Below are 25,749 nucleotides of genomic sequence, written 5' to 3'. Positions count from 1 at the left end.
TGGTCGGCGTGGAGCACTCCGGATCCGGCCCGCGGAAGGCGCGCGCCGCGCACGAACGTGGTCGGGCCTCTCCCCCTTGCTGCGCCTGCTCATCCTGACCCAGCTGGCCTTCAACATCGGCTTCTTCGCCGTGCTGCCCTTCCTTGCCGGGCATCTGGGCGCGGCGATCGGCATGGCGGGCTGGCTGGTCGGGCTCGTGCTCGGCCTGCGGACGTTCAGCCAGCAAGGGCTCTTCGTCGTGGGCGGCGCCCTGACCGACCGGTACGGCGTACGGCCGGTCGTACTGACCGGCTGCGTCCTGCGGATCGCCGGTTTCGCCTGGCTCGGTTACGCGCAGCAGACCTGGTCGGTCATCGGCGCGGTCCTCCTGATCGGGTTCGCGGCGGCCCTGTTCTCTCCCGCCGTGGAATCCGAGGTCGCCCGGCAGGCGGTGCTCTGGGAGGAGTCGGGGCGCGGCCCGCGCACCCGCGTCCTGGCCCTGCTCACGGTGGCGGGCCAGGCCGGCGCGTTCCTCGGCCCGCTCCTCGGCACACTGCTGCTCTCCGTCGACTTCCGCACCGTCTGCCTGGCCGGTGCCGGGGTCTTCGTCCTCGTCCTTGCCGGACATCTGTGGCTGCTGCCCCAGCACATCCCGGGGCGGGAGCGGGTCCGCGTACGGGGCGGCGTACGCGAAATGCTGCGCAACCGACGCTTCCTTGCGGTGTGCGCCGCCTACGGCGCCTATCTCCTGGCGTACAACCAGCTCTATCTCGCGCTGCCCGCGGAGGTGGAGCGCGCCGCGGGGTCGCAGGCGCCGCTGGCCTGGCTGTTCGCGCTCTCCTCGCTGCTCGTGGTGACCACGCAGCTGCCGGTCACCCACTGGGCGGCGGGGCGGCTCGACCAGCGGCGGTCCATGGCGGTCGGGCTCGTGCTCATCTCCGCGGGGTTCGCCGTCGTGGCTCTCGCGCGTCCTGCCGCCTGGACCGGTGTCGCCGGGCTGCTGCCCGCCGCCGCCTTCGTCGTGCTGCTCACGCTCGGGCAGATGCTGGTCGCCCCGGCCGCCCGCGCCTGGGTCCCCGACCTCACGCCCGGGGGCAGGCTCGGCCTCTACACCGGCGCCCTGTCGTCGGTCTCCGGCCTGATCGTCCTCGCGGGCAGCGCCGCGACCGGCTCGCTCCTGGACGCCGGTCTTCCGTCCTGGACGCCGTGGCTCGCGCTGGCCGCGATTCCCCTCCTGGCCACGGTTCTGCTGCCGGGCCGCACACCGGCTGCGGGCCCGTCAGCCGCCTGACGCACCGGGCATCGCCGGGGTCGCGAGGGCCGCAAGCTCCTCCGGGGTGCGCGGACCTGCACCCTCCAGCAGGCCTTTGGTCCGCAGCAGTTCGGCCACGGCGATCCCCCACGGCAGGGTGAGGCCCGCCTGCGCAAGGAGGTCCCGGTGGGCCAGCATCTCGGCGACCGGGCCCGTGCGCACCCCGGAGGGGATGAGCAGGGCGGCGTCGTCGGCCCAGCGCAGGGCCAGATCCACGTCGTGGGTGGCCATGACCACGGTGGTCCCCGCGTCCCGCAGGCCCTGGAGAGTGGTCAGGAGGCGTTCCTGGCCGTCGGGGTCGAGCCCGGCGGTCGGCTCGTCGAGGATCAGTACACGCGGGCGCATCGCCACGGCGCCCGCGATGGCCGTCCGCTTGCGCTGGCCGTAGGAGAGCAGGTGGGTGGGACGGTCCGCCAGGGCGCTGATGTCGAGCGCGGCGAGCGCCTCGGCGACGCGCGCCCGGACCTCGTCGTCGGGCAGTCCCAGGTTCAGCGGTCCGAAGGACACGTCCTGCTCGACCGACGCGGCGAACAGCTGGTCGTCGGGGTCCTGGACGACCAGCTGGACGGTGGTGCGCAGCCGCGTAAGACCCTTGCGGCCGTACGTCACGGAGTCTCCCCCGAGGGTCAACCCGCCCTGGTCCGGGCGGAGTCCGCCGCTCAGCAGCCGCATGAGGGTGGTCTTGCCGCTGCCGTTGCGCCCCAGGAGCGCGAGGGCGCGGCCCTCGGTGACGTCGAAGTCCAGGCCGCTGAGCACGGTGGGGCCGTCTTCGTAGGCGTAGGACGCGGCTCGCAGAGCGACCAGGGACTCGCCCGGCGCTCGCTCGCGGGGAGCGCTCGGCTCGCTCATGGAAGGAACCTTTCCAGTACGAGGGTGAGGGCCGCGAGGCCCGTGAGGAGTGCCGCGCTCGCGGCGACGAAGCTCCGGGAGATCCGGGCGTCGGGCACGAGCACCCGCAGCGTTCCGTCGTAACCGCGTCCGGCGAGCCCGGCCTGAAGTCGCGTCGCCCGGTCGAAGGCCCGGACGAACGCGGTGGCGCCGAGGCCGCCGAGGGAGCGCCAGGTGGCGGCCCGTGTCGTGTGGCCGAGGCGTGCGGCCTGCGCCTGGCGGATGCGGCTCATGGAGTCCAGGAGCAGGAAGCTCATCCGGTACATGACCAGGGCCACGTCCACGACCGGCGCCGGTACGCCCGCCTTCACCAGGCGGGGCAGCAGGTCCGACATGGGCGTGGTGAAGGCGAACAGCAGGACGCCGAGCGAGGCGGCCGAGGTACGCAGGAGCAGACCGCCCGCCCGCGCCGGGCCGCCGTCGGCGAGCGTGACGAACCCTTCGGGCCCGCCGAGTTGGACGATCAGGGTCAGGGCGCCGGTGACGCAGAAGCCGAGCGGCACGCGGTAGGCGCGCCACAGCTTGCGCGGCGGTACCCCGGCGGGTCCGAGGAGCACCGCGAGCGCCGTGATCAGTACCAGGGCTGCGCCCGGCCAGGGCGGAAGGGAGACGGCAAGGACGGTGAGGCCGAGCCCGAGCACGGCCTTGTCCACGGGGTGGCGGCGGCGCCAGCGACTGCTGTGCGCCGCCGCGTCGATGGGCAGCACGCGGGCTCAGACCTGCTCGGTCCCGGGCCTGCCGCCCTCCGCGTCCGCCGTCTGCTCGGCGGTCGCTTCCTGCTCCCGTGCCTGTTCGGCGCCCTGGCGGCGCCCCTTGCGCAGCCCGAAGTAGTAGGCGAGGACGCCCGCGCCCAGGGCCGCCTGGAGAGCGAAGAGCGCCGACTCGACTTCCCCTGACGGGGGTTCGTACAGCGGCGAGAACCAGGGTTCGTAATCCGGCTTGATCTCGGTGATCGCGGTTTCGGCCTGGGCGTCGGCCCCGGCGAACGGCTCCTTCTCGTCGTCGCCGAGGCCGAGCGCCAGCGGCAGCACCGCGAGCGCGGCGACGATGACGAGGAGCAGGGTGTTGATCTTCGCGTTCCGGCTCATCAGGCGCTGGCCCCCGTCTCCGTCTTGGTGTCCGTACCGGTCTGCGCGGCCTGCTTCTTGCCCTGGAGCAGCACGCCGAGCCGGGTGAGCTCGCCCTTGCTTGACTGCACGAGCAGCCGCATCACCAGGACGGTGAGCAGGCCCTCGCTGACCGCGAGAGGGATCTGCGTGACGGCGAAGATGCCGCCGAACTTGCCCAGGGCGCCGATGAATCCACTGCTGGGGTCGGGGAACGCCAGGGCCAGCTGGACGCTGGTGACGCAGTATGTGGACAGGTCGGCGACGAACGCGCCGAAGAACACGGCGACCATGAGCGGCACGTCGTATCGCTTCAGGAGGCGGTAGACGGCGTATCCGGCCCATGGCCCGACGATCGCCATGGAGAAGACGTTGGCGCCGAGCGTGGTGAGCCCGCCATGGGCGAGCAGCAGCGCCTGGAAGAGCAGCGTGATCGTGCCGAGCACCGTCATGATCGGCGGCCGGAACAGGATCGCGCCGAGCCCGGTTCCCGTGGGATGCGAGCAACTGCCCGTCACGGATGGGATTTTCAGCGCGGAAAGGACAAATGTGAAGGCACCGGAGGCACCCAGGAGCAGGGTGCTCTCGGGGTGCTCCTTGACCTCACGGGTCAGGGAGCGGACTCCGTGGACGACAAACGGCGCGGACGCTACGCCCCAGGCGATCGCGTGCGCCGGCGGGAGGAAACCCTCGGCTATGTGCATGGCTAAGCAGACCCTCTCCAGCACCTCGTGGATGGACAACGCGCCTTGGCCGGTCTCCTGGCTGACGGGTCGTACCGACCGGACTCCGCCTTCCCGGGTACGTGCGTACCCAGTGGCTGCCGCAAGGGCTGGAGCCGGACTTCCCGATCACAGTGGCGAGGGCCGCACCGGCATCACACCGGATTTCCCGTTCACCAAGGCGTGGTGACCCTAGTGCGCAACCGAGTTTCCTGACAACTTGCGGGGACGCTGCACCTGTGGCACGCGCGAGCGCACACGACCAGGGCGTACGCCCCTGGTCAGCGCATGTGCCCCGGCCCGTGCGCGCCCCGTGGTCCGGCGGTTCTCAGGCCTGCTCGCTCGCCACCGGGTAGGGGACGAAGGTGCTGCTGTTCTCGTCGATCGCCAGGCGGCGGTCGAGGGGCGGTACCGCGCGCTGGGGGCAGTCGGTGCGTTCGCACAGGCGGCAGCCCATGCCGATGGGCACGGCCGATGACGCGTTGTCGAGGTCGAGTCCGTCGGAGTAGACGAGCCGCGAGGCGTGACGGATCTCGCAGCCCAGGCCGATGGCGAAGGTCTTGCCGGGCTCGCCCCAGCCGCCGCGGTGCCGGGTGACGGCGCGGGCGGTCCACAGGAAGCGCTGCCCGTCCGGCATGGAGGCCACCTGGACATGGATGCGGCCGGGCGCGGCGAACGCCTCGTACACGTTCCACAGCGGGCAGGTGCCGCCCGCACGGGAGAAGTGGAAGGCGGTGGCGGACTGCCGCTTGGACATGTTGCCCGCCCGGTCGACCCGCACGAAGGAGAAGGGCACCCCGCGCAGCCGGGGCCGTTGCAGGGTGCTCAGGCGGTGGCAGATCGTCTCGTAGCCAAGCCCGAAGTGGTCGGTGAGGCGCTCGATGTCGTAGCGGAACTCCTCGGCGGCGGCGTGGAAGCGGCGGTACGGCAGGATCAGCGCGGCCGCGAAGTAGTTGGCGATGCCGATACGAGCCAGCGGCCAGGCCGCGGCCTGCGGGTCGAAATCCTCCGATGCGAGGTCGGAGATCTCCCCGGCGTATTCGAGCAGCGCGAGCTGGGTGGCCATCCGGAACGCCTGCTGGCCGGGGCGCAGCCGGTTGGAGAGGTGCAGGACGCGGGCCGTCGGGTCGTAGTGGTGCAGGCGGCCTTCGGTGTCCCCGGCCAGGCGTACCCCGTGGCGCTCGGCGAGCCGCGCGGCCAGGGCCCGGACGACCTCGCCGGGGCGTACGCCGATCTCGGCGGCGAACTGTTCGGCGGCGAGGTCGATGTCGTGGAGGTAGTTCTGGCGCCGGTAGAAGAACTCGCGGATCTCCTCGTGCGCGGAACGGGGCTGCGCGGCCGCTCCCGCACCCCGTCCCTCGGTGGCTTCGGAGAGCTGTTCGGTGAGGTGCTGGTTCCGGCGGCCGAGGTCCACCAGAACCCTCGCCACGGCGGGCATGCGCGATGCCAGGTCCGAGAGGTCGGACGCGGAGACCCGTCCGGCGGAGACCTCGCCGGTGAGGGCGTCCCGCAGGTCGGCCACCAGGCGGCTGGTGTCGCGCTCGGAGAAGAAGCCCGGGTCGACGCCGAACGCCTCGGTGAGGCGCAGCAGTACGGGGACGGTCAGCGGCCGGGAGTCGTGCTCCATCTGGTTCAGATAGCTCGGCGAGATGGCCAGGGTCCGCGCCAGGTCGGCCTGGCTCATGCGGCGTTCCTCCCGCAGCCGTCGCAGCCGTGCTCCCGCGTACGTCTTACTCACCCGTGGCTCCTGTCCGATCACGATCACCCTCGAACGCACTGCTGGTGATGGTAGCCACGGGGACGCCATTCCAGGCATTGGCAAACTTGGCAATACGGCGGCCAAAGATGCGCAGAACTTGGCAGCTTTCCCTGCTTGATGGCACTGAGTGCCGGTGCCAGAGTCGTACTGCGGCCCGCCGGACTCCATCGGGCGGATCGGAACAGGGGTCCGATTCAATGCCCTGACGTCGGCGATCCCGACCCTTCCGCCCGGCTCGGCAGCATTGCTCGGCTTGCCAATCCACGGAATCGGCGGGCCGCATCCTCCATATATTCGGCACTCAGTGCCAGTAATTCGCAACGTTCACGCATCTCCGGGAGACGGTCATGGCACAGGCAGGGACCACGACGGCAACGGCGCAGGAGCTCGCTCAGCGGTGGGCGCGCGAAGCCCGCTGGAAGGGCATCGAGCGCACCTACTCCGCCGAGGACGTGGTCAGGCTCTCCGGCAGCGTCCGCGAGGAGCACACCCTCGCCCGGCGCGGCGCCGAGCGGCTGTGGAAGCAGCTGCACGAGCAGGACTACATCCACGCGCTCGGCGCGCTCACCGGCGGCCAGGCGGTCCAGCAGGTCAAGGCAGGCCTCCAGGCGATCTACCTGTCCGGCTGGCAGGTGGCCGCCGACGCCAACCAGGCCGGGCACACCTACCCCGACCAGTCGCTCTACCCCGCCAACTCGGTGCCTCAGGTGGTCCGTCGGATCAACAACGCGCTGCTGCGCGCCGACCAGATCGCCACCGCCGAAGGCGGCGACGACACGACCGACTGGCTCGCGCCGATCGTCGCCGACGCCGAGGCGGGCTTCGGCGGCCCGCTCAACGCCTTCGAGCTGACCAAGGCGATGATCGCCGCGGGTGCGGCGGGCATCCACTACGAGGACCAGCTCGCCTCGGAGAAGAAGTGCGGCCACCTGGGCGGCAAGGTCCTCGTGCCGACCGGCCAGCACATCCGTACCCTCAACGCGGCCCGCCTGGCCGCCGACATCGCCGATGTCCCGACGCTGATCGTGGCCCGCACCGACGCGCTCGCCGCGAACCTCCTGACCAGCGACGTCGACGAGCGCGACGCCCGCTTCGTCACCGGCGAGCGCACCGCCGAGGGCTTCTACCGGGTGCGCAACGGCATGGAGCCGGTCATCGCCCGCGGCCTGGCCTACGCCCCGTACGCGGACCTCATCTGGGTCGAGACCGGCACCCCGGACCTCGCCCAGGCCCGCGAGTTCGCCGAGGCGATCCACGCCGAGCACCCCGACCAGATGCTCGCCTACAACTGCTCGCCGTCGTTCAACTGGCGTGCCGCCCTGGACGACGACCAGATCGCCAAGTTCCAGCGCGAACTGGGTGCCATGGGCTACCGCTTCCAGTTCATCACCCTGGCCGGCTTCCACTCCCTCAACCACGGCATGTTCGACCTCGCCCGCGGTTACGCCGAGCACGGCATGACCGCCTATGTCGACCTCCAGGAGCGCGAGTTCGCGGCGCAGGCGCAGGGCTTCACCGCCGTCAAGCACCAGCGCGAGGTGGGCACCGGGTACTTCGACCAGGTGTCCACCGCGGTCAACCCCGCCTCCTCCACGACCGCGCTCGCCGGGTCCACCGAGGCCGAGCAGTTCCACTAGACGCTTCGCCGGATCGCGGCAGTCACGCCCATGGGCCGGTGGGGGGCTTGGCGCGCAGGTCTCCGCCCCTCTTCGGGGCACGTCCATCGCGTCTTCGGGGCAAGCCCATCGCGCCCCCACCGCCCCGTCAGTCCTCCCTCCCGCCTCCCGACGAGGAGAACCGCATGCCCACCTCCGCTCCGACCAGCCGTGCCCAGGTCCTCGGCATGCCGGCTGACCGGCACGACGAGATCCTCACCCCCGAGGCCCTTGAGTTCGTCGGGCGCCTCGTCGACGCCTTCGCCGAGCGCCGCCTGGAGATCCTCAAGGAGCGCAGGCGGGTCGGGGCCCGCCTCGCCTCCGGCTACCCGCTCGACTTCTCCGTCGCCACCGGCCGCGTACGGGCCGACGACTCCTGGCAGGTGGCGCCCCCGGCACCCGGCCTCACCGACCGCCGGGTGGAGATCACCGGGCCTCCGGAGCGGGCGATGACGGTCAACGCCCTCAACTCCGGTGCGCAGGTGTGGATGGCTGACTTCGAGGACGCCACCTCGCCCACCTGGGACAACATCGTCGAAGGCCAGCTGAACCTGCTCGACGCCATCGAGCGCAGGATCGACTTCACCACCCCGGAGGGCAGGCAGTACCGGCTCGGCGAGCGGACCGCCACCATCGTCGTCCGTCCTCGCGGCTGGCACCTGGTCGAAGAGCACCTGGAGATCGGCGGCCGGCCCGCCCCCGCCTCGCTGGTGGACTTCGGGCTCTACTTCTTCCACTGCGCCCAGCGGCAGATCGACGCCGGGCAGGGACCGTACTTCTATCTGCCGAAGCTGGAGAGCCGCGACGAGGCACGGCTGTGGAACGACGTGTTCGTCCTCGCCCAGGACCTCCTCGGCATCCCCCGCGGCACGATCCGGGCCACCGTCCTGATCGAGACCATCACGGCGGCCGTCCAGATGGAGGAGATCCTCTACGAGCTCCGCGAGCACAGCTCGGGGCTCAACGCGGGCCGCTGGGACTACCTCTTCAGCCTCATCAAGACCTTCGGGCACCGCACCGACTTCCTGCTGCCCGACCGGGCGAAGGTCACCATGACCGCCCCCTTCATGCGCGCGTACACCGAACTCCTCGTGCGCACCTGCCACAAGCGAGGCGCCCACGCCATCGGCGGCATGGCCGCCCACGTGCCCGGCAAGGACCCAGACGCGCACCGGGCGGCCCTCGCAACGGTCCGGCTGGACAAGGAACGCGAGGCCGAGGACGGCTTCGACGGCTCCTGGGTCGCCCACCCCGCCCTCGTCCCCGTCTGCCGCGAGGTCTTCGACGGGGTGCTCGGCAGCCGCCCGCACCAGATCGACCGCGCCCGCAGCGACGTCGAGGTGACGGCGGCACAGCTGCTCTCCGTGCGCCGGATCAGCGCACCGCCCACCTCGGAGGGCGTGCGCACCAACATCGCGGTTGCCGTGCGCTACTTCGCCGCATGGCTGCACGGGCAGGGAGCCGTCGCCCTCTACGGGCTCATGGAGGACACCGCCACCGCCGAGATCGCGCGGGTGCAGATCTGGCAGTGGCTGCGGCACCGGGCCGTCGACCGCGAGAGGGTTCTGGAGCTCCTCGACGCCGAACTCGCCGCCCTGGGCGCGGAGTATCCGTGGGCGCCGATCGATGACATCCGCATCATCTTCGAACGCACCGCCCTGGCACGCGAGTTGCCCGCCTTCTTCACCACGGACGCCTACTCCCGCCACCTCGTGCGCCGCCCGGAGGGACGGTCATGAGCGCGGCCATCCGCCGGGTCGGCGTGGTGGGCGGGGGCCAGATGGGTGCCGGGATCGCCGAGGTGTGTGCCCGCGCCGGTCTGGACACCGTGGTCTGCGAGGCCGACGCCCTGGCCGCCCGCGCCGCCCGCGAGCGCGTGGCCGTCTCCCTCGAACGCGCCGTCCAGCGCGGCAAGCTGGACCGCATCAGCGCCGAGGACGCACTGGCCCGAATGGTCTTCACCGGCAGCCTCGACGATCTGGCCGACCGACAGCTCGTCGTCGAGGCCGTGGTGGAGGACATCGCCGCGAAGACGGAGATCTTCGCGACCCTGGACAAGGCCGTCGAGGACCCGGAGGCGATCCTCGCCACCAACACCTCCTCCATCCCCGTGATGCGTCTGGGCATGGCGACCCGGCGTGCCGACCGCGTCCTGGGCCTGCACTTCTTCAATCCCGCCCCCGTACTTCCCCTGGTCGAGGTCGTCTCCTCGCTGCACACGGCGGCGCGGACCGTCGCCGCCGCCGAGGACTTCGCGGCGCACACCCTGGGCAAGACGGTCGTCCGGTCGAAGGACAGGGCGGGCTTCGTCGTCAACGCACTGCTCGTGCCGTACCTCCTGTCGGCGATCCGGATGACAGAGTCCGGCTTCGCCACGCCCGCCGACGTGGACGCGGGCATGGAGCTGGGCTGCGCGCACCCGATGGGCCCGCTGAAGCTGGCCGACCTGATCGGCCTCGACACGGTCGCCTCCATCGCGGCGTCCCTCTACGAAGAGTTCAAGGAACCCTTGTACGCCCCGCCGCCGCTGCTGCTGCGCATGGTCGAAGCGGGGCTGCTCGGCCGCAAGAGCGGGCGCGGGTTCCACACGTACGACCGGGGCTGAGGGGCCCGGGTCCGCCGCCGGGCCGAGGGCCTGCGGCTGCTGTGGGCGGGGGCGCGGAACAGAGTGGTGATCTGTTCCGCGCCTTCGCGTGCCCGAACGGGGTCCGTGTCTCACGTCACGGTCCGGAATGTGATCAGGACTGTCCGGCAGGTCGCGCGCCCTCTAGGGTTGCCCGTGCAGCTGGTTCGCCCTGCCCGCCAGGCAGACGCGTCGTAAGAGGGAACCCGGTGGGAATCCGGGACTGCCCCGCAGCGGTGAGCGGGAACGACCGCCGTCATACGCACTGGATCCAGGCGGATCCGGGAAGCGACGGCCAGTAGGAATCTGCCCCGGCAGATGTGCCCGCGAGTCCGAAGACCTGCCCGTTGCCCGTACGTGATCCCTCACGCACGGACATTCCGGTGACCTCGTGGGCGGGTCGGCGTACAGATCAGGCGGAGCACCGCGCCCAAGGCGCGTGCCGGATCCGCCCGGTCCGTCATCCCTTCGCGTCCGTGTCCCGTCACCGGGATGCTCAGGAGTCATCTCGCGAAGGAGATTTCCGTGACATCGAAGTCCGCAGCCGCGGCAGCACGGTCCACCGTGTACGGCTACCCCCGCCAGGGCCCCCACCGGGAACTGAAGAAGGCCGTCGAGGGTTACTGGAAGGGCCGCGTCACCGCCCACGCCCTCCGGGACACCGCGGTCCGACTGCGCAGGGACACCTGGCAGCACCTGGCCGACGCCGGCATCCATGAAGTGCCGACCGGTGACTTCTCGTACTACGACCACGTCCTGGACACCAGCGTCATGGTCGGCGCGATCCCCCGGCGGCACCGCGAGGCCGTCGACGCCGACGCCCTCGACGGCTACTTCGCGATGGCCCGCGGCACCCGGGACGTGGCGCCGCTCGAAATGACCAAGTGGTTCGACACCAACTACCACTACCTGGTGCCGGAGCTCGGCCCCGACACCGTCTTCACCGCCGACTCCGCCAAGCAGGTCGCCGAGCTCAAGGAAGCTCTTGCCCTGGGCCTCGCCGCCCGTCCGGTCCTCGTCGGCCCGGTCACCTATCTGCTCCTCGCCAAGCCCGCGCCCGGCGTGGCCGCCGACTTCGAGCCGCTCACGCTGCTCGACCGGCTCCTTCCCGTGTACGCCGAAGTCCTCGCCGACCTGCGTGCCGCCGGTGCCGAATGGGTGCAGCTCGACGAGCCCGCCCTGGTCCAGGACCGCACCCCGGCCGAGCTCAACGCCGCCGCCCGCGCCTACCGCGACCTCGGCTCCCTCACCGACCGCCCGCAGCTGCTGGTCGCCTCCTACTTCGGCCGGCTCGGCGACGCGCTGCCGGTGCTCGCCAAGGCGCCGGTCGAGGGCCTCGCCCTGGACTTCACCGAGGCCGCCGCGGGACAGCTCGACGATCTCGCCGCGGTCGGCGGTCTGCCCGGCAGGCGCCTTGTCGCGGGTGTCGTCAACGGCCGCAACATCTGGATCAACGACCTGTCGAAGTCCCTGTCCACGCTGGGCACGCTCCTGGGCCTCGCCGACCGGGTCGACGTCTCCGCGTCCTGCTCCCTGCTTCATGTGCCGCTGGACTCCACGGCCGAACGGGACATCGACCCGCAGATCGCCCGCTGGCTGGCCTTCGCCCACCAGAAGACCGCCGAGATCGCCACGCTGGCCCGCGGTCTGATCCAGGGGACGGGTGCCATCACCGCCGAGCTCTCCGCCAACCGCGCCGACCTGGCATCGCGCTCGGGCTCGGCCCTGACCCACGATCCGGCCGTACGCTCCCGGGTCGCCGCCGTCACCGACGCCGATGCCCGCCGCGCGCACGCCTACCCGGAGCGTGCGGCGGCCCAGCGGGCCCGCCTCGGACTGCCGCAGCTGCCCACGACCACCATCGGATCGTTCCCGCAGACCGGCGAACTGCGCACGGCACGCGCCGACCTGCGCGCGGGACGCATCGACACGGCGGGCTACGAGGACCGGATCCGCGCCGAGATCCAGGACGTGATCTCCTTCCAGGAGAAGGCGGGCATCGATGTCCTGGTGCACGGCGAGCCCGAGCGCAACGACATGGTGCAGTACTTCGCCGAGCAGCTCACCGGCTATCTCGCCCTGCAGCACGGCTGGGTCCAGTCCTACGGCACCCGCTACGTCCGGCCGCCGGTCCTGGCCGGCGACATCTCGCGCCCCGAGCCGATGACGGTGCGCTGGACGGCGTACGCCAACTCCCTCACCGACCGCCCCGTCAAGGGCATGCTCACCGGCCCCGTCACCATGCTCGCCTGGTCCTTCGTCCGCGACGACCAGCCCCTTGGCGACACGGCGCGCCAGGTCGCCCTGGCCCTGCGCGACGAGGTCAACGACCTGGAATCGGCGGGCACTTCGGTCATCCAGGTCGACGAGCCCGCCCTGCGCGAGACGCTCCCGCTGCGCGCCGCCGAACACGCCGCATACCTGGGCTGGGCCACGGAATCCTTCCGCCTCACCACCAGCGGCGTACGCCCGGACACCCAGATCCACACCCACATGTGCTACGCCGAGTTCGGCGACATCGTCCAGGCCATCGACGACCTCGACGCCGACGTCATCAGCCTGGAGGCCGCCCGCTCGCACATGCAGGTGGCCCGCGAACTGGCCGGACACGGCTACCCCCGCGAGGCGGGCCCCGGCGTCTACGACATCCACTCCCCGCGCGTACCCAGCACCGAGGAAGCGGCGGCCCTGCTGCGCAAAGGCCTGGAAGCCATCCCGGCCGACCGCCTCTGGGTCAACCCGGACTGCGGCCTCAAGACCCGCGCCTGGCCCGAAACCAAGGCCTCCCTGGAAAACCTGGTCGCGGCAGCACGCGAGGTGAGGTCGGAGCTGCCTGCGGGGTCCTGACCCGAATGCGCGGAGCGGGGCGGTCATTTGAGGCTGAATGGCCGCCCTGCGTCCTCGTCTCCGTCATGCTGGACGCGCTGGCCGATCCGTCACGGAGCTGGGAGGCGACCGGTGCCCAGGGGGATGAGTTACGCGGACGCGGTGCGGCTGCTGGGCGGAGAGAGCCCCGCGCTGGCAGCTCTTGACCGGCTGACCGGCGGTGCGCTCCTGGTGGCCACCGGCGGTGGGTCCGCACTGGCGTTGAGCCTGTTCGACGCACGGGGCGAGCTGGCACGGCTGAGTCAATCCATGGTCTCCGGCCTCGCCGAGCGGTCACGCGGCCTGGGCCGATTCGACCGCACCCAGCGCCTTTCCGCCGCGCACGCGGTTGTGGTGTTGGCCGCCTACTTCGACACCCTCAAGGAGTTCGACCTCCCCTTCGACCGCCGCGAGTTGAGCGTGGCCCGGGACGAGACCGTACGCATGGCCACCGGTCGCACCCCCGAGTCCGGACGGCTCGCGGCCCTCGCCGACGAACTGCTGCGCGCCGAGGTGCCGATGCCCGCGCCGCACCGCCCCTACGAACTGGAACTCATCGCGCTGCGCGAGTTCTACCGGACCTTGTCCGATCAGGTCGTGGCGTACCTGTCAGGCTGCGCGGCCTGGGAGGACGTGCCGGAGCGGGAGCGGGGTGATCTGCGGGCCACCTTTCTGGATTCCATCCCCGAACAGGCCCTATCCGCGTACGAGATCATGTACCGGCGCCTCGCGGCCGAGTCCCCCGAGGTGGCTGCCTGGGTCAACATCATCGACCACCAGGCGACCCGCAACGAGGTCCGCCGTCTCGAAGGCACGCTGCGGCAGTTGGAGGAAGCGGTGGCCAGGGCGGCCGACGGGCGGGTGGCAGCCGAGCGGTACGTGGCGCTGAACCGAGCGTCGCGGGCAGCGATGCACGCCCCGTTACTGGCACTGGAGGACCTTCCCGAAGGGCTGGCGGTCCCTGCCCTCGGCGAGGGATACATCTCCCCGGATTTCAAGGTGGCGGTTTTCGGAGCCACGGACCGCCTCTCGGAGGAGTACTGGTGGGACGAGCGGCAGGTTCACCCGGACCTGGAGGGCTTCCTGGCAGGCTTCTTCACGGCGCCGCAGGCCGTCGAGTCGCCGCTACTGCTCCTGGGGCAGCCGGGCTCGGGGAAGTCAGTGCTGACCCGCGTCCTGGCAGCCCGGCTGCCCGCCGCGGAGTTCCTCGTCGTACGGGTGCCGCTGTCCGCCGTGCCCGCGGACGCGGCGATCCAGGACCAGATCGAGACCGCGATCCGCGACGCCACCGGGGAATCCATGGCCTGGCCCGACGTGACGCGCACGGCGCCGCGTGCGCTGCCCGTGGTGCTGCTCGACGGCTTCGACGAACTCCTGCAGGCGACCGGGGTGAGCCAGTCCGACTACGTGCAGAAAGTGGCCGCGTTCCAGAAGCGCGAGGCCACGCACGGCCGCCCCATGGCCGTGGTGATCACCAGCCGCACCGCGGTCGCCGACCGGGCCCGTCTCTCGCCCGGCGGCGTGGCCGTGCGGCTCGAACCCTTCAGCGATGAGCAGGTGACGCGATGGCTGGAACTGTGGAACCGGACCAACGCGGCGCACTTCCGTGACCAGTCGCTGCTGCCCTTGCTCCCTGAGCATGTGCTGACGCAGCGCGGACTGAGCAGCCAGCCACTGCTGTTGCTGATGCTCGCCCTGTACGACGCCCAGGGGAACGACTTCCAGCGTGACCAGGGAGAGCTGGCGGGCTTCGACCTCTACGAACGCCTCCTGGCCCGCTTCGCGGCGCGCGAGGTCCGCAAGGGTGAGCCGGGGCTCACCGAGGAACAGCTTGGGCGGGCAGTGGAGGCCGAGCTGCTGGTCCTGTCCGTGACGGCCTTCGCCATGTTCAACCGCGGCAGGCAGTGGGTCACCGAGGAGGAACTGACGGAGGACCTGGAAGTACTCCTGCCACGGCGCGCACGGACTGTGCGCACTGCCGATCTGCGGGCCGCACTCACGCCCGGTCAGGTGGTCGTGGGCCGGTTCTTCTTCATCCACCGTGCGGAGGCGTCACGGGACGGGGTACGACTGCGGTCCCTTGAGTTCTTGCACTCGACTTTCGGCGAGTACTTGATCGCACGGCTGACGCTGCGGGAGCTCGAGGACCTTGCGAGGACGGCTCGCGCCGACGCCTGTCGGGTCCGGTCCCCCGTCCCTGACGATGCGTTCCTTCATGCCCTGCTCTCCTATCAGACGCTCTCCGTCCGCTCCGCCACCCTCACCTTCCTCAACCAGGCGCTCGAACGGCTGCCCCCGGAACAACTGACCGTACTGCGACCGCTGCTCCTACAGCTCTTCCACTCCGCGTTGCAGGCCCGGCAGGAACGCGCCTTCGACAGATACCAGCCCGCGAACTTCCCCGTGCCGGCCCGGCACGCAGCCTGGGCCGCCAACCTACTGCTGCTCCTGGTACTCCCGGGCGAGCCCGTAAGCGGTCGGGAACTGTTTCCCGAGGGAGAACCGGCACATCACTGGAACCGGCTGATGACGCTGCTCAAGTCGCAGCTCACGTACGAAGGTTGGCCTATGCTCGGCCGAGTCCTCTCACTGGAGCGCACCTGGCTGGACGGGCGCAGGGACGTGCTTGTCACGTTGACGGACATCGCCTCCGGCAACCCTCCCGCCACCCCGGCGGTCGATCCGTACTGGACGTATGACATCGAGCCCAGCAGCGACGAGCGTGGGCGTGTCTCTTGGATGAGGAGTCTCGAGGAGCATTGGCGCCGGGACACGCACCTGCTGTGCGACACGGACCGCGACATCCTTCAGCACGCGCTCGAGCCCTTGTGCCAGGCAGGGCTCGGCATGGCCGTCACCGACTTCGCCGGCTACTGGGAAGAACGCTGCATCTCGGCGGCGCACGCTCTGCTCCAACTCTGGACAGCCCGGCACGAGGGGCCCGCGCCGGAGCGTCCCCCGGAACTTCACCGCATCGCGCTGCACATCGCGTTGCATAGCCTGCCCGGATCAGAATCCGACTTTCAGGATTTCATCGAACGTTACTTGCGCACAGTGCTCCGCGAATGGCGAGCGATCGGCCGCGATCCGGGTGAGGCCTGGATCGAGCAAACCATGGCCATCGTGCGCACCAACCGCTCCGGCAACACCGCGGGCCGGGATCTCGACCGTCAGGCAAGAGCACTCCTGGACGAGCCGGACTGACCCGCGCGGCGGGGCAGACGTCGGAGGGCCGTAGCCCTCATCTCTCATGCCGTGCGGCGCTCCGTCGCACCCGCCCTCCCCACGAGGAGTCACACCGTGCCCGTCGATGACATCAACGCTCATGCCTGGAACATCTACGGCCAACGTCAGCTGGCTCACGCCTGCCTGCCGCCCGTCCCTGACCAGCTGTCCTGGACGCCTTGGGCAGGGGTCGGGCCGGGTGCCGAAGTCCTCGGCGACCTCGCCGGCCGGCGCGTCCTGGACATCGGCTCCGGCGCCGGCCACCACGCCGTGCACCTCGCCCGGGCGCACGGTGCTCGCGTCACCGGAATCGAGCTGTCCCCGACCCAGCACCAACGTGCCACCTCCGCATACGCGGACATCCCGAGCGTGGAGTTCGTGCAAGGGGACGTAGCCGAATACCTCATCGGAGCCGAGCCGTTCGACGCCGCGTACGCCATCGGCACTCTGGCATTCCTCGACCCGCACCGCGCGCTGCCCGTCTTGCGCGACGGTCTGCGCCCAGGGGCGCCGCTGATCCTCTCGCTCCTGCACACCGACCTGCACGGCCACGGCCCTTCCACGGAAGTCGTGCCTCGAGAGCAAGAGATCCTGCTGCGCGATGATCCTCCGCTGCCGACCCTCATGTGGATCCTGACACCGGGACTGTGGGAGGAGCTGCTCACCGACTATGGCTTCCGTGTCGAGGCCAGCGAGCTGTTGAGTCCTCCCGAGGGCAATGCCCCGATCATCCAGCAGCTCATCCGCGCCCGCCGCCGGCCCAACCCGCCGCCGCGGGCGTCCAGCCGCCCCCGCGGCCCCAGACCGCCGGCGGCGCACGCGGCCGTCGGTGTCGGGGCGATCGTCCACGGCGAGCAGGGGATCCTGTTGGGACGCCATCGTCACGGAACCCTCGAACTGCCCGGCGGGACCGTGGAGGCCGGGGAGTCCTTCGAAGGCGCAGTGGTGCGCGAACTCGGTGAGGAGAGCGGGCTGATCGCCCGGCCGGCAGACGTCACGCTGGTAGGAACACTTGTCGATCACGTCGAGGGAGTGCTGCGGGTGACCGTCGGCGCGATCGTCCACGCCTGGCGGGGGCAGCCGGCCACGCAGCCGGACGAAAGTGTCGGCGACTGGGCCTGGTACCCCTTGGACCGACTGCCCGACGACCTGTTCGTGTGCAGCGCCCAGATCCTCACGGCCTGGCGTCCCGGCCTGCCCATCGATCACTCACCCGCACACTTCACGCCCTTCGCTGCGGCGGACGTGAGGGCGTCCGCTTCACAGGTGGCGTGGCGGACTGTTGCGGATGGCTGAGCGGCGGGCCCACAGTGCGCAGGCGAGCAGCACGAGACCGGCGAGGCAGTAGGCCCACGCGTTCGTGCTGCCCCTGGCGGCGCCAACGGCCCAGGCCAGCGACCAGATGGCTAGCAGGGCGCTCAGGGCGGTCCAGGCGAGCGTCCACATCTGGTTACGCGCCGCGAGACGTTGCGGAGTACCTCGTTCCATCTCGCCCATGCCGGGCGAGCCACGATGCTCATCACGAATCGTCATAGGTTGCCGGATGCCCCCGACCCGGCGACCGAACCACGGACCACCGGCATAGACCCGGCCCACGCGGCACGCACCGAGCGGTGGGCCGGGCGGTGCGGGGCTGGTCGGGGGCCGCGTGGCAGGCGCAGGTCACGGCCTTACCCTGAAGGGGCTCAGCGCCCCGGGACGGGGCCTGTCCGACGCGCCGCACGCCAGGAGATCCCCATGGACACCACGCCGCTCCCCTCGCTCCTGGAGGACCATCCGGTCGTCGCCAGCGTCAAGGACGCGGACGACCTCGACGCCGTGCTGCGCTCCGACTGCCGCATCGTCTTCCTGCTCTACGGCACGGTCCTCGACCTGCCCGCGATCGTGCGGCGGCTCAAGGACGACGGGCGGATCGTCCTGGTCAACGTGGACCTGCTCGAAGGCTTCGCCGGCAAGGAGATCGTGGTCCGGTACATCAAGGAGCGCACGGCCGCCGACGGCGTGCTCAGCTCCAAGGCGTTCATGCTGCGCGCGGCCCGCGAGCTCGGCCTGTACGCCGTGCACCGCTTCTTCCTCATCGACTCGATGTCGTACCGCAATCTCGCCCCGCAGCTGCGCATGTCGAAGGCCGACTGCGTGGAGATCCTGCCGGGCTGCATGCCCCGGGTCATCTCCTGGGTCGTCGAGGACATCGATGTGCCGCTCATCGCGGGCGGCCTTGTCTGCGACCGGGACGACGTATTCGCCGCCCTGAAGGCGGGGGCGAGCGCCATCGCCTCGTCGAACCGCGAGGTCTGGGCGATGTGACGGCCGCGGGCACGGCGCGCGACATCGGGGGTTGACACTGCCGACACCCTCGATTTACTTTTGCCCGGCGGGCCGAAAGTAGGCGCCGCCCCCAAGCTGACACCACAATCGCATATCGGCTTCCGGACCATGAGTCTTCGACTTCTGTTCCGGGGCAGTTACTAGAGACCAGAGAACAGTAACTCCCACCCGCAAGGGGAGAGTTGCTGTTCTTTTTTTGTGCCTTCAAGTGCTTCTTGCCCTGTCCTGTCTTGTCCTGCCCGTCCTGCATTTCCACAAAGAGGTGGTGAGCGCCGTGACCAAGTCCCAGAAGTGGGTCAGCTTTCTGATCCTGTCGATGACCTGCGGAGTCATCTACCAGGTCGCGTACATCCGGTTCGTGTTCCTGGGGCCCACGGCGAAGGCACTCGCCCTCTCGGGGCAGGAGTACGCCAACATCATCTCGGTGTTCGGCATCGTCGCCATGGTGATGTACTTCTTCGGCGGCTGGTTCGCCGACAAGTTCTCGCCGAAGCTCCTGATCGTGACCGCGCTCGTCGGCACCGGAATCGCCGATCTCTATCTCGGGACCGTTCCCGGATACTGGGGAATTCTGGCCGCACACGTCCTCATGGCCGTGATGGGAATGGGTCTGTACTGGGCCGCCCTGGTGAAAGCCATCGGAATGCTGGGTGATTCCTCGGAACAGGGCCGTCTGTTCGGTTTCCTTGAGGGCGTGCGCGGTGTCACGTCGACGATCGTCGGCTTCGTGGGGACGGCCGTCGTCGCGGCGAGCGTCGCCGAGGCGGCGGGCGTGCTGTGGCTGATCCGCATCTACGGCATCCTGTGCTTCGTCTACGCCGCTCTCGTGTGGCTGTTCGTCAAGGGGGACGAGCGGCGCCTGGCCGACCTCGGCTCCAGCACCGTCACCCTGCGCCAGCTGTGGCTGGCGGCACGCAACAAGTACACGTGGCTGATCGGCGGGACGGTCATGCTGATGTACTGCTTCTACACCACGCTCGGCTACTTCTCGCCGCTCCTGGAGCACCAGTACGGGATGGCCGCCGCGCTCATCGGCGTCATCGGCGTCGTGCGCACCTACGTCTTCCAGTTCGTCGCCGGTCCGGCCGGCGGGGTCGTCGTGGACAAGGTCACCAAGTCGACGCCGCGCTTCCTGCGCTGGATGTTCCTAGGCTGCGCCGCCATCGCCGTGACCTTCCTGGTGCTGCCGCGTGACTCCGCCTTCAAATGGGTGGCCCTTGCCCTGATGTTCGCGCTGTGCCTGCTGGTGTTCGCCAGCCGGGGCGTCTACTGGGCGCAGGTGGGCGAGGTCGAGGTCCCGGCGGACGAGCGCGGCGGCGTCATCGGCCTCGCCTCGGGGATCGCGTATCTGCCCGACGCGTTCCTGCCGACCGTGAGCGCCTGGTGGATCGGCGATCCGGCCGCGACGCCCGCCGTCCCCGAGCACGGCGGCGGCTACACCACCCTGTTCCTCTTCCTGCTCGCCATGGCGCTCCTGGGCGTGGGCCTGACCACGCTCACCGACCGCACCCGGCGCCGCGAACTGGCCGCCCGCGCCTCGCGGCCCGCCCCGGGGGCGGTGCCCGTCACCACCTGAGCTCCCAGCGACTCCGCCCCACCGCACCACGTACGTACCGCACCGGAAAGAGCGAACTCCCCATGGACATCACCGAGTTCAACCGCGACTTCTTCTCCCTCGACGGCAAGAGCGCCATCGTCACCGGCGGCAACACCGGCCTCGGCCGAGCGTTCTCGCTGGCTCTCGCCAAGGCGGGCGCCGACGTCTTCGTGCCCTCCATGGCCGCGGACGACGGCACCACGCAAAAGCTGATCGAGGCCGAGGGGCGCCGCATGGAGTTCCTGGAGGCGGACCTCACCGAGCCGGGCGTGCCGGGCCGGATCGTCGAGGGCTGCGCGGACGCCTTCGGATCGGTGGACATCGTGGTGAACTCGGCGGGCATCTGCAACATCGCCGACGTCGAGGAGTTCGGCCGTGCGCAGTGGGACCCGATGGTGAGCGTGAACCTCACGGCCCCCTTCGAGCTGAGCCACGAGGCGATCCGCTTCATGGTCCCGCAGCGCTCCGGCAAGATCATCAACATCGCGTCGATGTTCTCGTTCCTCGGCGGCCAGTGGTCCCCCGCGTACGCCGCCACCAAGCACGGCATCGCCGGTTTCACCAAGGCGTACTGCGACGAACTCGCGCAGCACAACATCCAGGTCAACGCGATCGCCCCGGGCTACTTCGCCACGAAGATCACCGAGGAGACGCGGGCCAACCCCGAGACCAACCAGCGCGTCCTCGACCACATCCCGGCCGGCCGCTGGGGCGACGTCGCCGACCTGATGGGAGCGACGGTCTTCCTCGCCTCCCGCGCCTCGGACTACGTCAACGGCCACGTACTCCCGGTCGACGGAGGCTACTTGGTCCGCTGAACCAGCCGACTCGCACCCGGACCGCCCGTACCGACACCCGCATTCGCCCGCACCCCCCACACCGCACACCAAGAGGTAGATCACCATGGCCCAGTCGCTCTCCAAGCTCACCCGCGACGACATCCGCGCCCGGCTCACGGACCTGCTCACGGCAGAGCAGATCGTCACGGACGAGGAGCAGCTCAAGCTCGCGAGCGTCGACCGGTTCAAGAAGTACCAGTCGGTGCACGGCATCTTCGACGGTCCGATCCCGGCCGCGATCGTCAACGCCCGCTCCACCGAGGACGTGTCGAAGGTCCTTGCCTTCGCCGACGAGAACAAGATCAACGTGGTGGCCCGCACCGGCCGCACCGGCACCGAGGGCGGCCTGGAGACCGCGGTCGAGGACACCATCGTGCTCGACGGCTCGGGCCTCGACGCAATCATCAAGGTCGACGCCGAGAACATGCAGGTCACCGTCCAGTGCGGAGTCCCGCTTCAGCTCCTGGAGGACAAGCTGCGCGAGCAGGGCCTGACGACCGGCCACTCGCCGCAGTCCAAGCCGCTCGCCCAGTACGGCGGCCTGGTCTCCACCCGTTCCATCGGCCAGTTCTCCACCCTGTACGGCGCGATCGAGGACATGGTCGTCGGCCTGGAGGCGGTCTTCCCCGACGGTTCCGTCACCCGCATCAAGAACGTGCCGCGCCGCGCGGCGGGCCCCGACATCCGGCACATCGTCATCGGCAACGAGGGCGCCCTGTGCTACATCACCGAGGTCACCGTCAAGATCTTCAGGTACCAGCCGGAGAACAACGAGTTCCACGGTTTCCTCGTCGACGACATGGCCACCGGCATCAAGGTGATCCGCGAGGTCGTCACGAACGGCTTCAAGCCGTCGGTCGTACGCGTCTACTCCCCCGAGGACGCCCGCCAGCACTTCGCGCACTTCTACAAGGACAAGGTCGTCGTCGTCTTCGTCGCCGAGGGCCCCAAGGGTCTCGTGCGCGCCACCAGCGAGGAGATCGAGCGCGTCGTCGACCAGTACCCGCACGAGAAGGTCGACCCGGCCCTCATCGAGAACTGGTTCGACAACCTCAACTGGGGCGTCGACAAGATCGAGGCCGAGCAGCAGGTGATGCTGGCCAAGGCCGAACTCGGCTACACCACCGAGGTATCGGTCGACTGGTCGCGCACCGTCGAGCTCTACGAGAACGTGATCGGCCGCATCCGCACCGAGTACCCGGCCGCCGACGACCTGGTCATGCTGGGCGCCCACTCCTCGCACAGCTACCAGACGGGCACGAACCTGTACTTCGTCTACGACTACAAGATCAACTGTGAGCCGCGCGAGGAGATCGAGAAGTACCACATCCCGCTCAACGCGATCATCGTCGAGGAAGCCCTCAAGGTCGGCGGCTCGATGGTCCACCACCACGGCATCGGCAAGTACCGCGCCCCGTGGACGACGCAGGAGCACGGCAGCGCGTACGCGATCCTCGCCAAGCTCAAGGAGACCTTCGACCCGAACGGGATCATGAACAAGGGCACGATCTTCCCGATCGACGCCTGAGCCCTCCCCCGCCGCACCGTTCTCCTGTTCCGTAACTTCCGTTCTCGCGTACGACTCTCCCGGAGTGGGCATGTCCAGCACCCGTCCCCGCTACTTCATCGGCATCGACAACGGCTCCCAGTCGTCCAAGGTGACCGTCTTCGACGACCGCGGCCGCGCCGTCAGCGAGGGACGCGCCGCGCTGCGCCCCTACGACACCCCGCGCCCCGGCGTCGTGGAGCACCCGGACGACGACCTGTGGACGTCGATCGGCGAGGCGAGCCGCGCGGCGATGGCGGCGTTCTCCGGGGACCCGGCGGACATCGCGGGCGTGGGCCTGTGCACGATCCGGTTCTGCCGTGCCGTCCTGAAGGCGGACGGCACGCTCGCGCAGCCCGTCATGAGCTGGATGGACGAGCGGGTCGGCATGCCCTACGCGCACACCGACCCCGATGCGGCGTACGTGACGACGTCATCGGGCTACATCAGCCACCGCCTGACCGGCGCCTTCCGTGACACGGCGGCGAACTACGCCGGTATCTGGCCGCTGGACCCCGACACCTGGCAGTGGACGGACGACGAAGCGGAGCTCGCCAAGTCCGGCATCCCGCGGGCCATGCTCTTCGACCTGGTGCTGCCCGGCGACGTCCTCGGCGAGGTCACCGGGGCGGCCGCCCTGCATACCGGCATCCCGGCGGGCGTCCCGGTGGTCGCCACCGCCAACGACAAGGCCGTCGAGGCCCTCGGCTGCGGCCTGCGCACCCCCGGCACACTCCTGGTCTCCCTCGGCACGTATGTCGCGGGGATGGCCACAGGGCCGCGCAACGTCCGGGACGCCACCGTCTTCTGGACCAACTACGCGTCGCTGCCGCACTCGTACCTTTATGAGTCCGGCGGTGTGCGACGCGGCATGTGGACGGTCAGCTGGTACCGCGACCTGCTCGGCGAGGAAGCGGCCAAGCGAGCCCGCGAGGCGGGTCTGGACATCGAGCAGTACCTCAACTCCGAGGCGGCGAAGGTCCCGCCGGGCTCCGACGGTCTGATGACGGTCCTCGACTGGCTCGCCCCCGGCGAGGCCCCGTTCCGCAAGGGCACGATCCTGGGCTTCGACGGACGCCACGGCCGCTTCCACGTCTACCGCTCCATCCTGGAAGCCCTCGCCATGACGATCCACGACACGGCGGCCGGGATGGCGGCCGAACTCGGCACCGGGTACGACGAAGTCATCGTCTCCGGCGGCGGCTCGCGCTCGGACCTCATGATGCAGATCCACGCCGACGTCCACGGCATCCCGGCCCGCCGCGCCGAGGCATCGAGCGCCGCGGGCCTGGGCTCGGCGATCTGCGCGGCGGTCGGCCTCGGCACCTACGCCGACTTCGACGAGGCGATCGACGCGATGGTCCGCCCCGGCGAGAACTTCCTCCCCGACCCGGCCCGCCACGCCCTCTACCGCCGCCTGGAAACCGTCTACCGCGACGTACGCGACCACACCGACGCGATTTACCGGCGGACGTACGACATCTTCGGCTGAGGGCGCGCCGAAGACCGGGGCCTCGCCGTTCGCCGGACGGAGAGGTCAGGCACATATCGCCGGCGTATCGAAAACGGCATACGTGCCCGCAACACCGCGCCGCCTTGAGTGGTGGCATGACGCGAACCCAGCCCTTCGACGACACGATTCCGGCCGTGGCCGAGCTCGATCCGGACCCGATGCCCCAGGTGGACACGACGGACCGGATACTCGGCACCGCCACCCGGCCGGGACCGTGGAAGCGCGGCCGGGTGCTCGCGGCGCTCGCGCTGCTGCTCGGCCTGTTCCTGCTGCTGCACGCGCAGATCACGGACCGCGGGGGCCTCGGCAGCCTGGTGGAGTCATTCCTGCCGTGGTTCGGCCTGTTCGTCCCCGTGCTGCTGGCCGGAGCGCTGTGGCGGCGCTCCGCCTCCGCGGTGGTCGCGCTGCTGCTGCCGGTCGCGGTGTGGCTGAACCTCTTCGGCGGCTTGCTCGTCGACAAGTCCCATCCGGCCACCGACCTCACCGTGGCCAGCCACAACGTCGGCGCCGACAATCCCGACCCAGTCGGCACGGCCCGCGACCTGATCGCCTCCGGCGCCGACGTACTCGCCCTGGAGGAGATCACTCCGCAGGCCAAGGGCACGTACGAGAAGGAGCTGGCCAAGGCGTACCCGCACCACGCGATGGGGGGCACGGTCGGGCTGTGGAGCAAGCTGCCGCTGTCGAAGACGCGGCCGGTCGACATCCAGCAGGACGTCGGGCCGCTGGCGGCCACCAAGCCGGAGGACGTCAGGCTGGCCGACAGCCGGGCGCTGCGCGCCACGGTGGCCACGGACCAGGGTCCGCTGGCGGTGTACGTGGCCCACCTGGGGTCCGTGCGCGTGGTCCCGGGGGACGGCTTCTCGACCGGCGGCCGGGACCGCAACGCGAGGGCACTCGGCGAGGCCGTCGCCGCCGAACCGAACGAGCGGCTGGTGCTGCTCGGTGACCTGAACGGCACCACGGACGACCGCGCACTCGCCGGCCTCACCTCGCGGCTTGACTCGGCCCAGGACGAGGCAGGGGACGGCTTCGGCTTCAGCTACCCGGCGAAGTTCCCGGTGACACGGATCGACCAGATCCTGGTCCGCGGCGTGGAACCGGCCAGTTCATGGGTCCTGCCCGCCACCGGCAGCGATCACCTGCCGGTGGCGGCCAGCATCAGCTGGTGAACCCGGCCCACTCACCGGGCGGCGGCGCCGGTGCGGTGCTCCACGACTCCGGACCTATCGGTCAGCGCACCCGTCCGCGCGGTTTGAGCGGCACGGTCGGCAGGGTCGGCGCAGGGATCCGGCCACCGTCGTACCCCTTCACCTCGCCGAAGCGCGAGCTTTCCATCCAGTCCGAACGGGCCCGTGCGATCTCCTCGTTGGACCGGCCGATGAAGTTCCACCACATGACCAGTTCCTCGTCGAACGGCTCGCCGCCCAGGAGCATCAGGCCCGCGTCCGACTGGGCCTGCAGGGGCAGTTCGGTGCGGCCGCAGCCGAGGTAGAGCATCGAGCCGGGCAGGACTGGGACACCGTCCACGCGGGTCTCGCCGGACATGCACAGGACGGCGTACTCGAAGTCGGGGTTCAGCGGCAGGCGTACGTCCGCGTCGCGCGTCAGGGCGAGGTCGGCGCCGACGATCGGGGTGTAGGTCGTGCCGGGTGACGTGGTGCCGTCGACCGTGCCCAGGATGAGTGTCGCCGTCAGGCCGGGGGCAGTGACCAGGGGCAGCTCGGCGTGGTGCTCGAAGTGCGGGTCGGTGTGGCGGTGGACGTCGGGCAGCGCCACCCACAACTGGGCG

At 70.3% G+C, this 25,749-nt stretch carries 20 protein-coding genes and 2 riboswitches; of the genes, 13 read left to right on the top strand and 7 right to left on the bottom strand.

The genetic code is table 11. The annotated features are described in order from the left end of the window. Positions 1 to 22: 22 nt before the first annotated feature. Positions 23 to 1,270, top strand: a complete 1,248-nt coding sequence (locus ACQKIP_RS10540; RefSeq protein WP_365861191.1) for an MDR family MFS transporter — start codon at positions 23 to 25, stop codon at positions 1,268 to 1,270. On the opposite strand, the gene ACQKIP_RS10535 is transcribed toward ACQKIP_RS10540, so the two are convergent. The 5 genes from ACQKIP_RS10535 to ACQKIP_RS10515 form a co-directional block, all read right to left on the bottom strand. Further along, the gene (locus ACQKIP_RS10535) at positions 1,259 to 2,140 is read right to left on the bottom strand and encodes an energy-coupling factor ABC transporter ATP-binding protein (RefSeq protein ID WP_365860882.1); all 882 of its coding nucleotides are present in this window, start codon (positions 2,138 to 2,140) and stop codon (positions 1,259 to 1,261) included. The genes ACQKIP_RS10540 and ACQKIP_RS10535 overlap by 12 nt on opposite strands. Beyond that, entirely contained in the window at positions 2,137 to 2,886 is a 750-nt protein-coding gene (gene cbiQ / locus ACQKIP_RS10530; RefSeq protein ID WP_365860880.1) for a cobalt ECF transporter T component CbiQ, read from the bottom strand. The genes ACQKIP_RS10535 and cbiQ overlap by 4 nt, the downstream gene beginning before the upstream one ends. Positions 2,887 to 2,892: 6 nt before the next feature. Next, positions 2,893 to 3,267 (bottom strand): energy-coupling factor ABC transporter substrate-binding protein, encoded by a 375-nt coding sequence (locus ACQKIP_RS10525; protein WP_365860878.1) that lies wholly within the window; start codon positions 3,265 to 3,267, stop codon positions 2,893 to 2,895. Continuing rightward, the gene (locus tag ACQKIP_RS10520) at positions 3,267 to 3,989 is read right to left on the bottom strand and encodes an energy-coupling factor ABC transporter permease (RefSeq protein ID WP_365860876.1); all 723 of its coding nucleotides are present in this window, start codon (positions 3,987 to 3,989) and stop codon (positions 3,267 to 3,269) included. Before ACQKIP_RS10520 ends, ACQKIP_RS10525 begins: the two co-directional genes overlap by 1 nt. A 30-nt stretch (positions 3,990 to 4,019) precedes the next feature. After that, a riboswitch (cobalamin riboswitch) is annotated at positions 4,020 to 4,217 on the bottom strand. A gap of 118 nt (positions 4,218 to 4,335) precedes the next feature. Next, a complete protein-coding gene (locus ACQKIP_RS10515; RefSeq protein WP_365860874.1) occupies positions 4,336 to 5,745 on the bottom strand; it encodes a short-chain fatty acyl-CoA regulator family protein in 1,410 nt (469 codons plus the stop codon). A gap of 368 nt (positions 5,746 to 6,113) precedes the next feature. Here ACQKIP_RS10515 and aceA point away from each other — a divergent pair, with 368 nt between their 5' ends. From aceA to ACQKIP_RS10485, 6 genes are all read left to right on the top strand, one after another. After that, positions 6,114 to 7,403: an isocitrate lyase gene (gene aceA, locus ACQKIP_RS10510; protein ID WP_365860872.1), complete on the top strand. Its 1,290-nt coding sequence runs from the start codon at positions 6,114 to 6,116 to the stop codon at positions 7,401 to 7,403. A gap of 164 nt (positions 7,404 to 7,567) precedes the next feature. Continuing rightward, positions 7,568 to 9,160: a malate synthase A gene (gene aceB, locus ACQKIP_RS10505; RefSeq protein ID WP_365860869.1), complete on the top strand. Its 1,593-nt coding sequence runs from the start codon at positions 7,568 to 7,570 to the stop codon at positions 9,158 to 9,160. After that, the gene (locus ACQKIP_RS10500) at positions 9,157 to 10,026 is read left to right on the top strand and encodes a 3-hydroxybutyryl-CoA dehydrogenase (protein WP_365860867.1); all 870 of its coding nucleotides are present in this window, start codon (positions 9,157 to 9,159) and stop codon (positions 10,024 to 10,026) included. The genes aceB and ACQKIP_RS10500 overlap by 4 nt, the downstream gene beginning before the upstream one ends. A gap of 164 nt (positions 10,027 to 10,190) precedes the next feature. Further along, positions 10,191 to 10,406, top strand: a riboswitch (cobalamin riboswitch). Positions 10,407 to 10,569: 163 nt separating this feature from the next. Further along, positions 10,570 to 12,891 carry a 5-methyltetrahydropteroyltriglutamate--homocysteine S-methyltransferase gene (gene metE, locus ACQKIP_RS10495; protein ID WP_365860865.1) on the top strand — a complete coding sequence of 774 codons (2,322 nt, stop codon included), beginning with the start codon at positions 10,570 to 10,572 and terminating at the stop codon, positions 12,889 to 12,891. 123 nt (positions 12,892 to 13,014) lie between these two features. Further along, positions 13,015 to 16,113 (top strand): NACHT domain-containing protein, encoded by a 3,099-nt coding sequence (locus ACQKIP_RS10490; protein ID WP_365860863.1) that lies wholly within the window; start codon positions 13,015 to 13,017, stop codon positions 16,111 to 16,113. Between the two features lie 96 nt (positions 16,114 to 16,209). Beyond that, positions 16,210 to 17,430, top strand: a complete 1,221-nt coding sequence (locus tag ACQKIP_RS10485; protein WP_365860861.1) for an NUDIX domain-containing protein — start codon at positions 16,210 to 16,212, stop codon at positions 17,428 to 17,430. Here ACQKIP_RS10485 and ACQKIP_RS10480 read toward each other — a convergent pair. Further along, positions 17,395 to 17,667 carry a hypothetical protein gene (locus ACQKIP_RS10480; protein WP_365860859.1) on the bottom strand — a complete coding sequence of 91 codons (273 nt, stop codon included), beginning with the start codon at positions 17,665 to 17,667 and terminating at the stop codon, positions 17,395 to 17,397. The genes ACQKIP_RS10485 and ACQKIP_RS10480 overlap by 36 nt on opposite strands. A 204-nt stretch (positions 17,668 to 17,871) precedes the next feature. On the opposite strand from ACQKIP_RS10480, the gene ACQKIP_RS10475 reads away from it, so the two are divergent. The 6 genes from ACQKIP_RS10475 to ACQKIP_RS10450 all read left to right on the top strand — a co-directional run bounded on the left by ACQKIP_RS10475 (position 17,872) and on the right by ACQKIP_RS10450 (position 25,129). Further along, positions 17,872 to 18,441 (top strand): glycerol-3-phosphate responsive antiterminator, encoded by a 570-nt coding sequence (locus ACQKIP_RS10475; RefSeq protein ID WP_365860857.1) that lies wholly within the window; start codon positions 17,872 to 17,874, stop codon positions 18,439 to 18,441. Between the two features lie 295 nt (positions 18,442 to 18,736). After that, positions 18,737 to 20,038 carry an MFS transporter gene (locus ACQKIP_RS10470; protein WP_365860855.1) on the top strand — a complete coding sequence of 434 codons (1,302 nt, stop codon included), beginning with the start codon at positions 18,737 to 18,739 and terminating at the stop codon, positions 20,036 to 20,038. A 62-nt stretch (positions 20,039 to 20,100) separates the two neighbouring features. Further along, complete coding sequence (locus tag ACQKIP_RS10465; protein WP_365860853.1) at positions 20,101 to 20,877, top strand: SDR family NAD(P)-dependent oxidoreductase; 777 nt, start codon at positions 20,101 to 20,103, stop codon at positions 20,875 to 20,877. Between the two features lie 85 nt (positions 20,878 to 20,962). Then, positions 20,963 to 22,426, top strand: a complete 1,464-nt coding sequence (locus ACQKIP_RS10460) for an FAD-binding oxidoreductase (RefSeq protein WP_365860851.1) — start codon at positions 20,963 to 20,965, stop codon at positions 22,424 to 22,426. Positions 22,427 to 22,496: 70 nt separating this feature from the next. After that, positions 22,497 to 23,936: an FGGY-family carbohydrate kinase gene (locus ACQKIP_RS10455; protein ID WP_365860849.1), complete on the top strand. Its 1,440-nt coding sequence runs from the start codon at positions 22,497 to 22,499 to the stop codon at positions 23,934 to 23,936. A gap of 179 nt (positions 23,937 to 24,115) precedes the next feature. Continuing rightward, on the top strand, positions 24,116 to 25,129 hold the full coding sequence (locus ACQKIP_RS10450) for an endonuclease/exonuclease/phosphatase family protein (RefSeq protein WP_365861189.1): 1,014 nt from the start codon (positions 24,116 to 24,118) through the stop codon (positions 25,127 to 25,129). Positions 25,130 to 25,190: 61 nt separating this feature from the next. On the opposite strand, the gene ACQKIP_RS10445 is transcribed toward ACQKIP_RS10450, so the two are convergent. Then, positions 25,191 to 25,749, bottom strand: a 559-nt coding sequence (locus ACQKIP_RS10445; protein ID WP_427742776.1) for a pirin family protein, incomplete at its 5' end; no start/stop codon positions are given.

Source organism: Streptomyces sp. NPDC059900 (assembly GCF_050270335.1).
Classification (GTDB): Bacteria; Actinomycetota; Actinomycetes; order Streptomycetales; family Streptomycetaceae; genus Streptomyces.
Note: the sequence above shows the minus strand (reverse complement) of the source record. Positions and strands in the feature narration are given on the sequence as shown.

What these genes read in the sequence shown, in the direction of transcription:
- ACQKIP_RS10535 (WP_365860882.1), bottom strand. Translation starts at nt 2,140, where the DNA reads ATGAGCGAGCCGAGCGCTCCCCGCGAGCGAGCGCCGGGCGAGTCCCTG.
- ACQKIP_RS10525 (WP_365860878.1), bottom strand. Translation starts at nt 3,267, where the DNA reads ATGAGCCGGAACGCGAAGATCAACACCCTGCTCCTCGTCATCGTCGCC.
- ACQKIP_RS10520 (WP_365860876.1), bottom strand. Translation starts at nt 3,989, where the DNA reads ATGCACATAGCCGAGGGTTTCCTCCCGCCGGCGCACGCGATCGCCTGG.
- aceA (WP_365860872.1), top strand. Translation starts at nt 6,114, where the DNA reads ATGGCACAGGCAGGGACCACGACGGCAACGGCGCAGGAGCTCGCTCAG.
- aceB (WP_365860869.1), top strand. Translation starts at nt 7,568, where the DNA reads ATGCCCACCTCCGCTCCGACCAGCCGTGCCCAGGTCCTCGGCATGCCG.
- ACQKIP_RS10500 (WP_365860867.1), top strand. Translation starts at nt 9,157, where the DNA reads ATGAGCGCGGCCATCCGCCGGGTCGGCGTGGTGGGCGGGGGCCAGATG.
- ACQKIP_RS10490 (WP_365860863.1), top strand. Translation starts at nt 13,015, where the DNA reads ATGAGTTACGCGGACGCGGTGCGGCTGCTGGGCGGAGAGAGCCCCGCG.
- ACQKIP_RS10480 (WP_365860859.1), bottom strand. Translation starts at nt 17,667, where the DNA reads ATGACGATTCGTGATGAGCATCGTGGCTCGCCCGGCATGGGCGAGATG.
- ACQKIP_RS10475 (WP_365860857.1), top strand. Translation starts at nt 17,872, where the DNA reads ATGGACACCACGCCGCTCCCCTCGCTCCTGGAGGACCATCCGGTCGTC.
- ACQKIP_RS10465 (WP_365860853.1), top strand. Translation starts at nt 20,101, where the DNA reads ATGGACATCACCGAGTTCAACCGCGACTTCTTCTCCCTCGACGGCAAG.
- ACQKIP_RS10460 (WP_365860851.1), top strand. Translation starts at nt 20,963, where the DNA reads ATGGCCCAGTCGCTCTCCAAGCTCACCCGCGACGACATCCGCGCCCGG.
- ACQKIP_RS10455 (WP_365860849.1), top strand. Translation starts at nt 22,497, where the DNA reads ATGTCCAGCACCCGTCCCCGCTACTTCATCGGCATCGACAACGGCTCC.
- ACQKIP_RS10450 (WP_365861189.1), top strand. Translation starts at nt 24,116, where the DNA reads ATGCCCCAGGTGGACACGACGGACCGGATACTCGGCACCGCCACCCGG.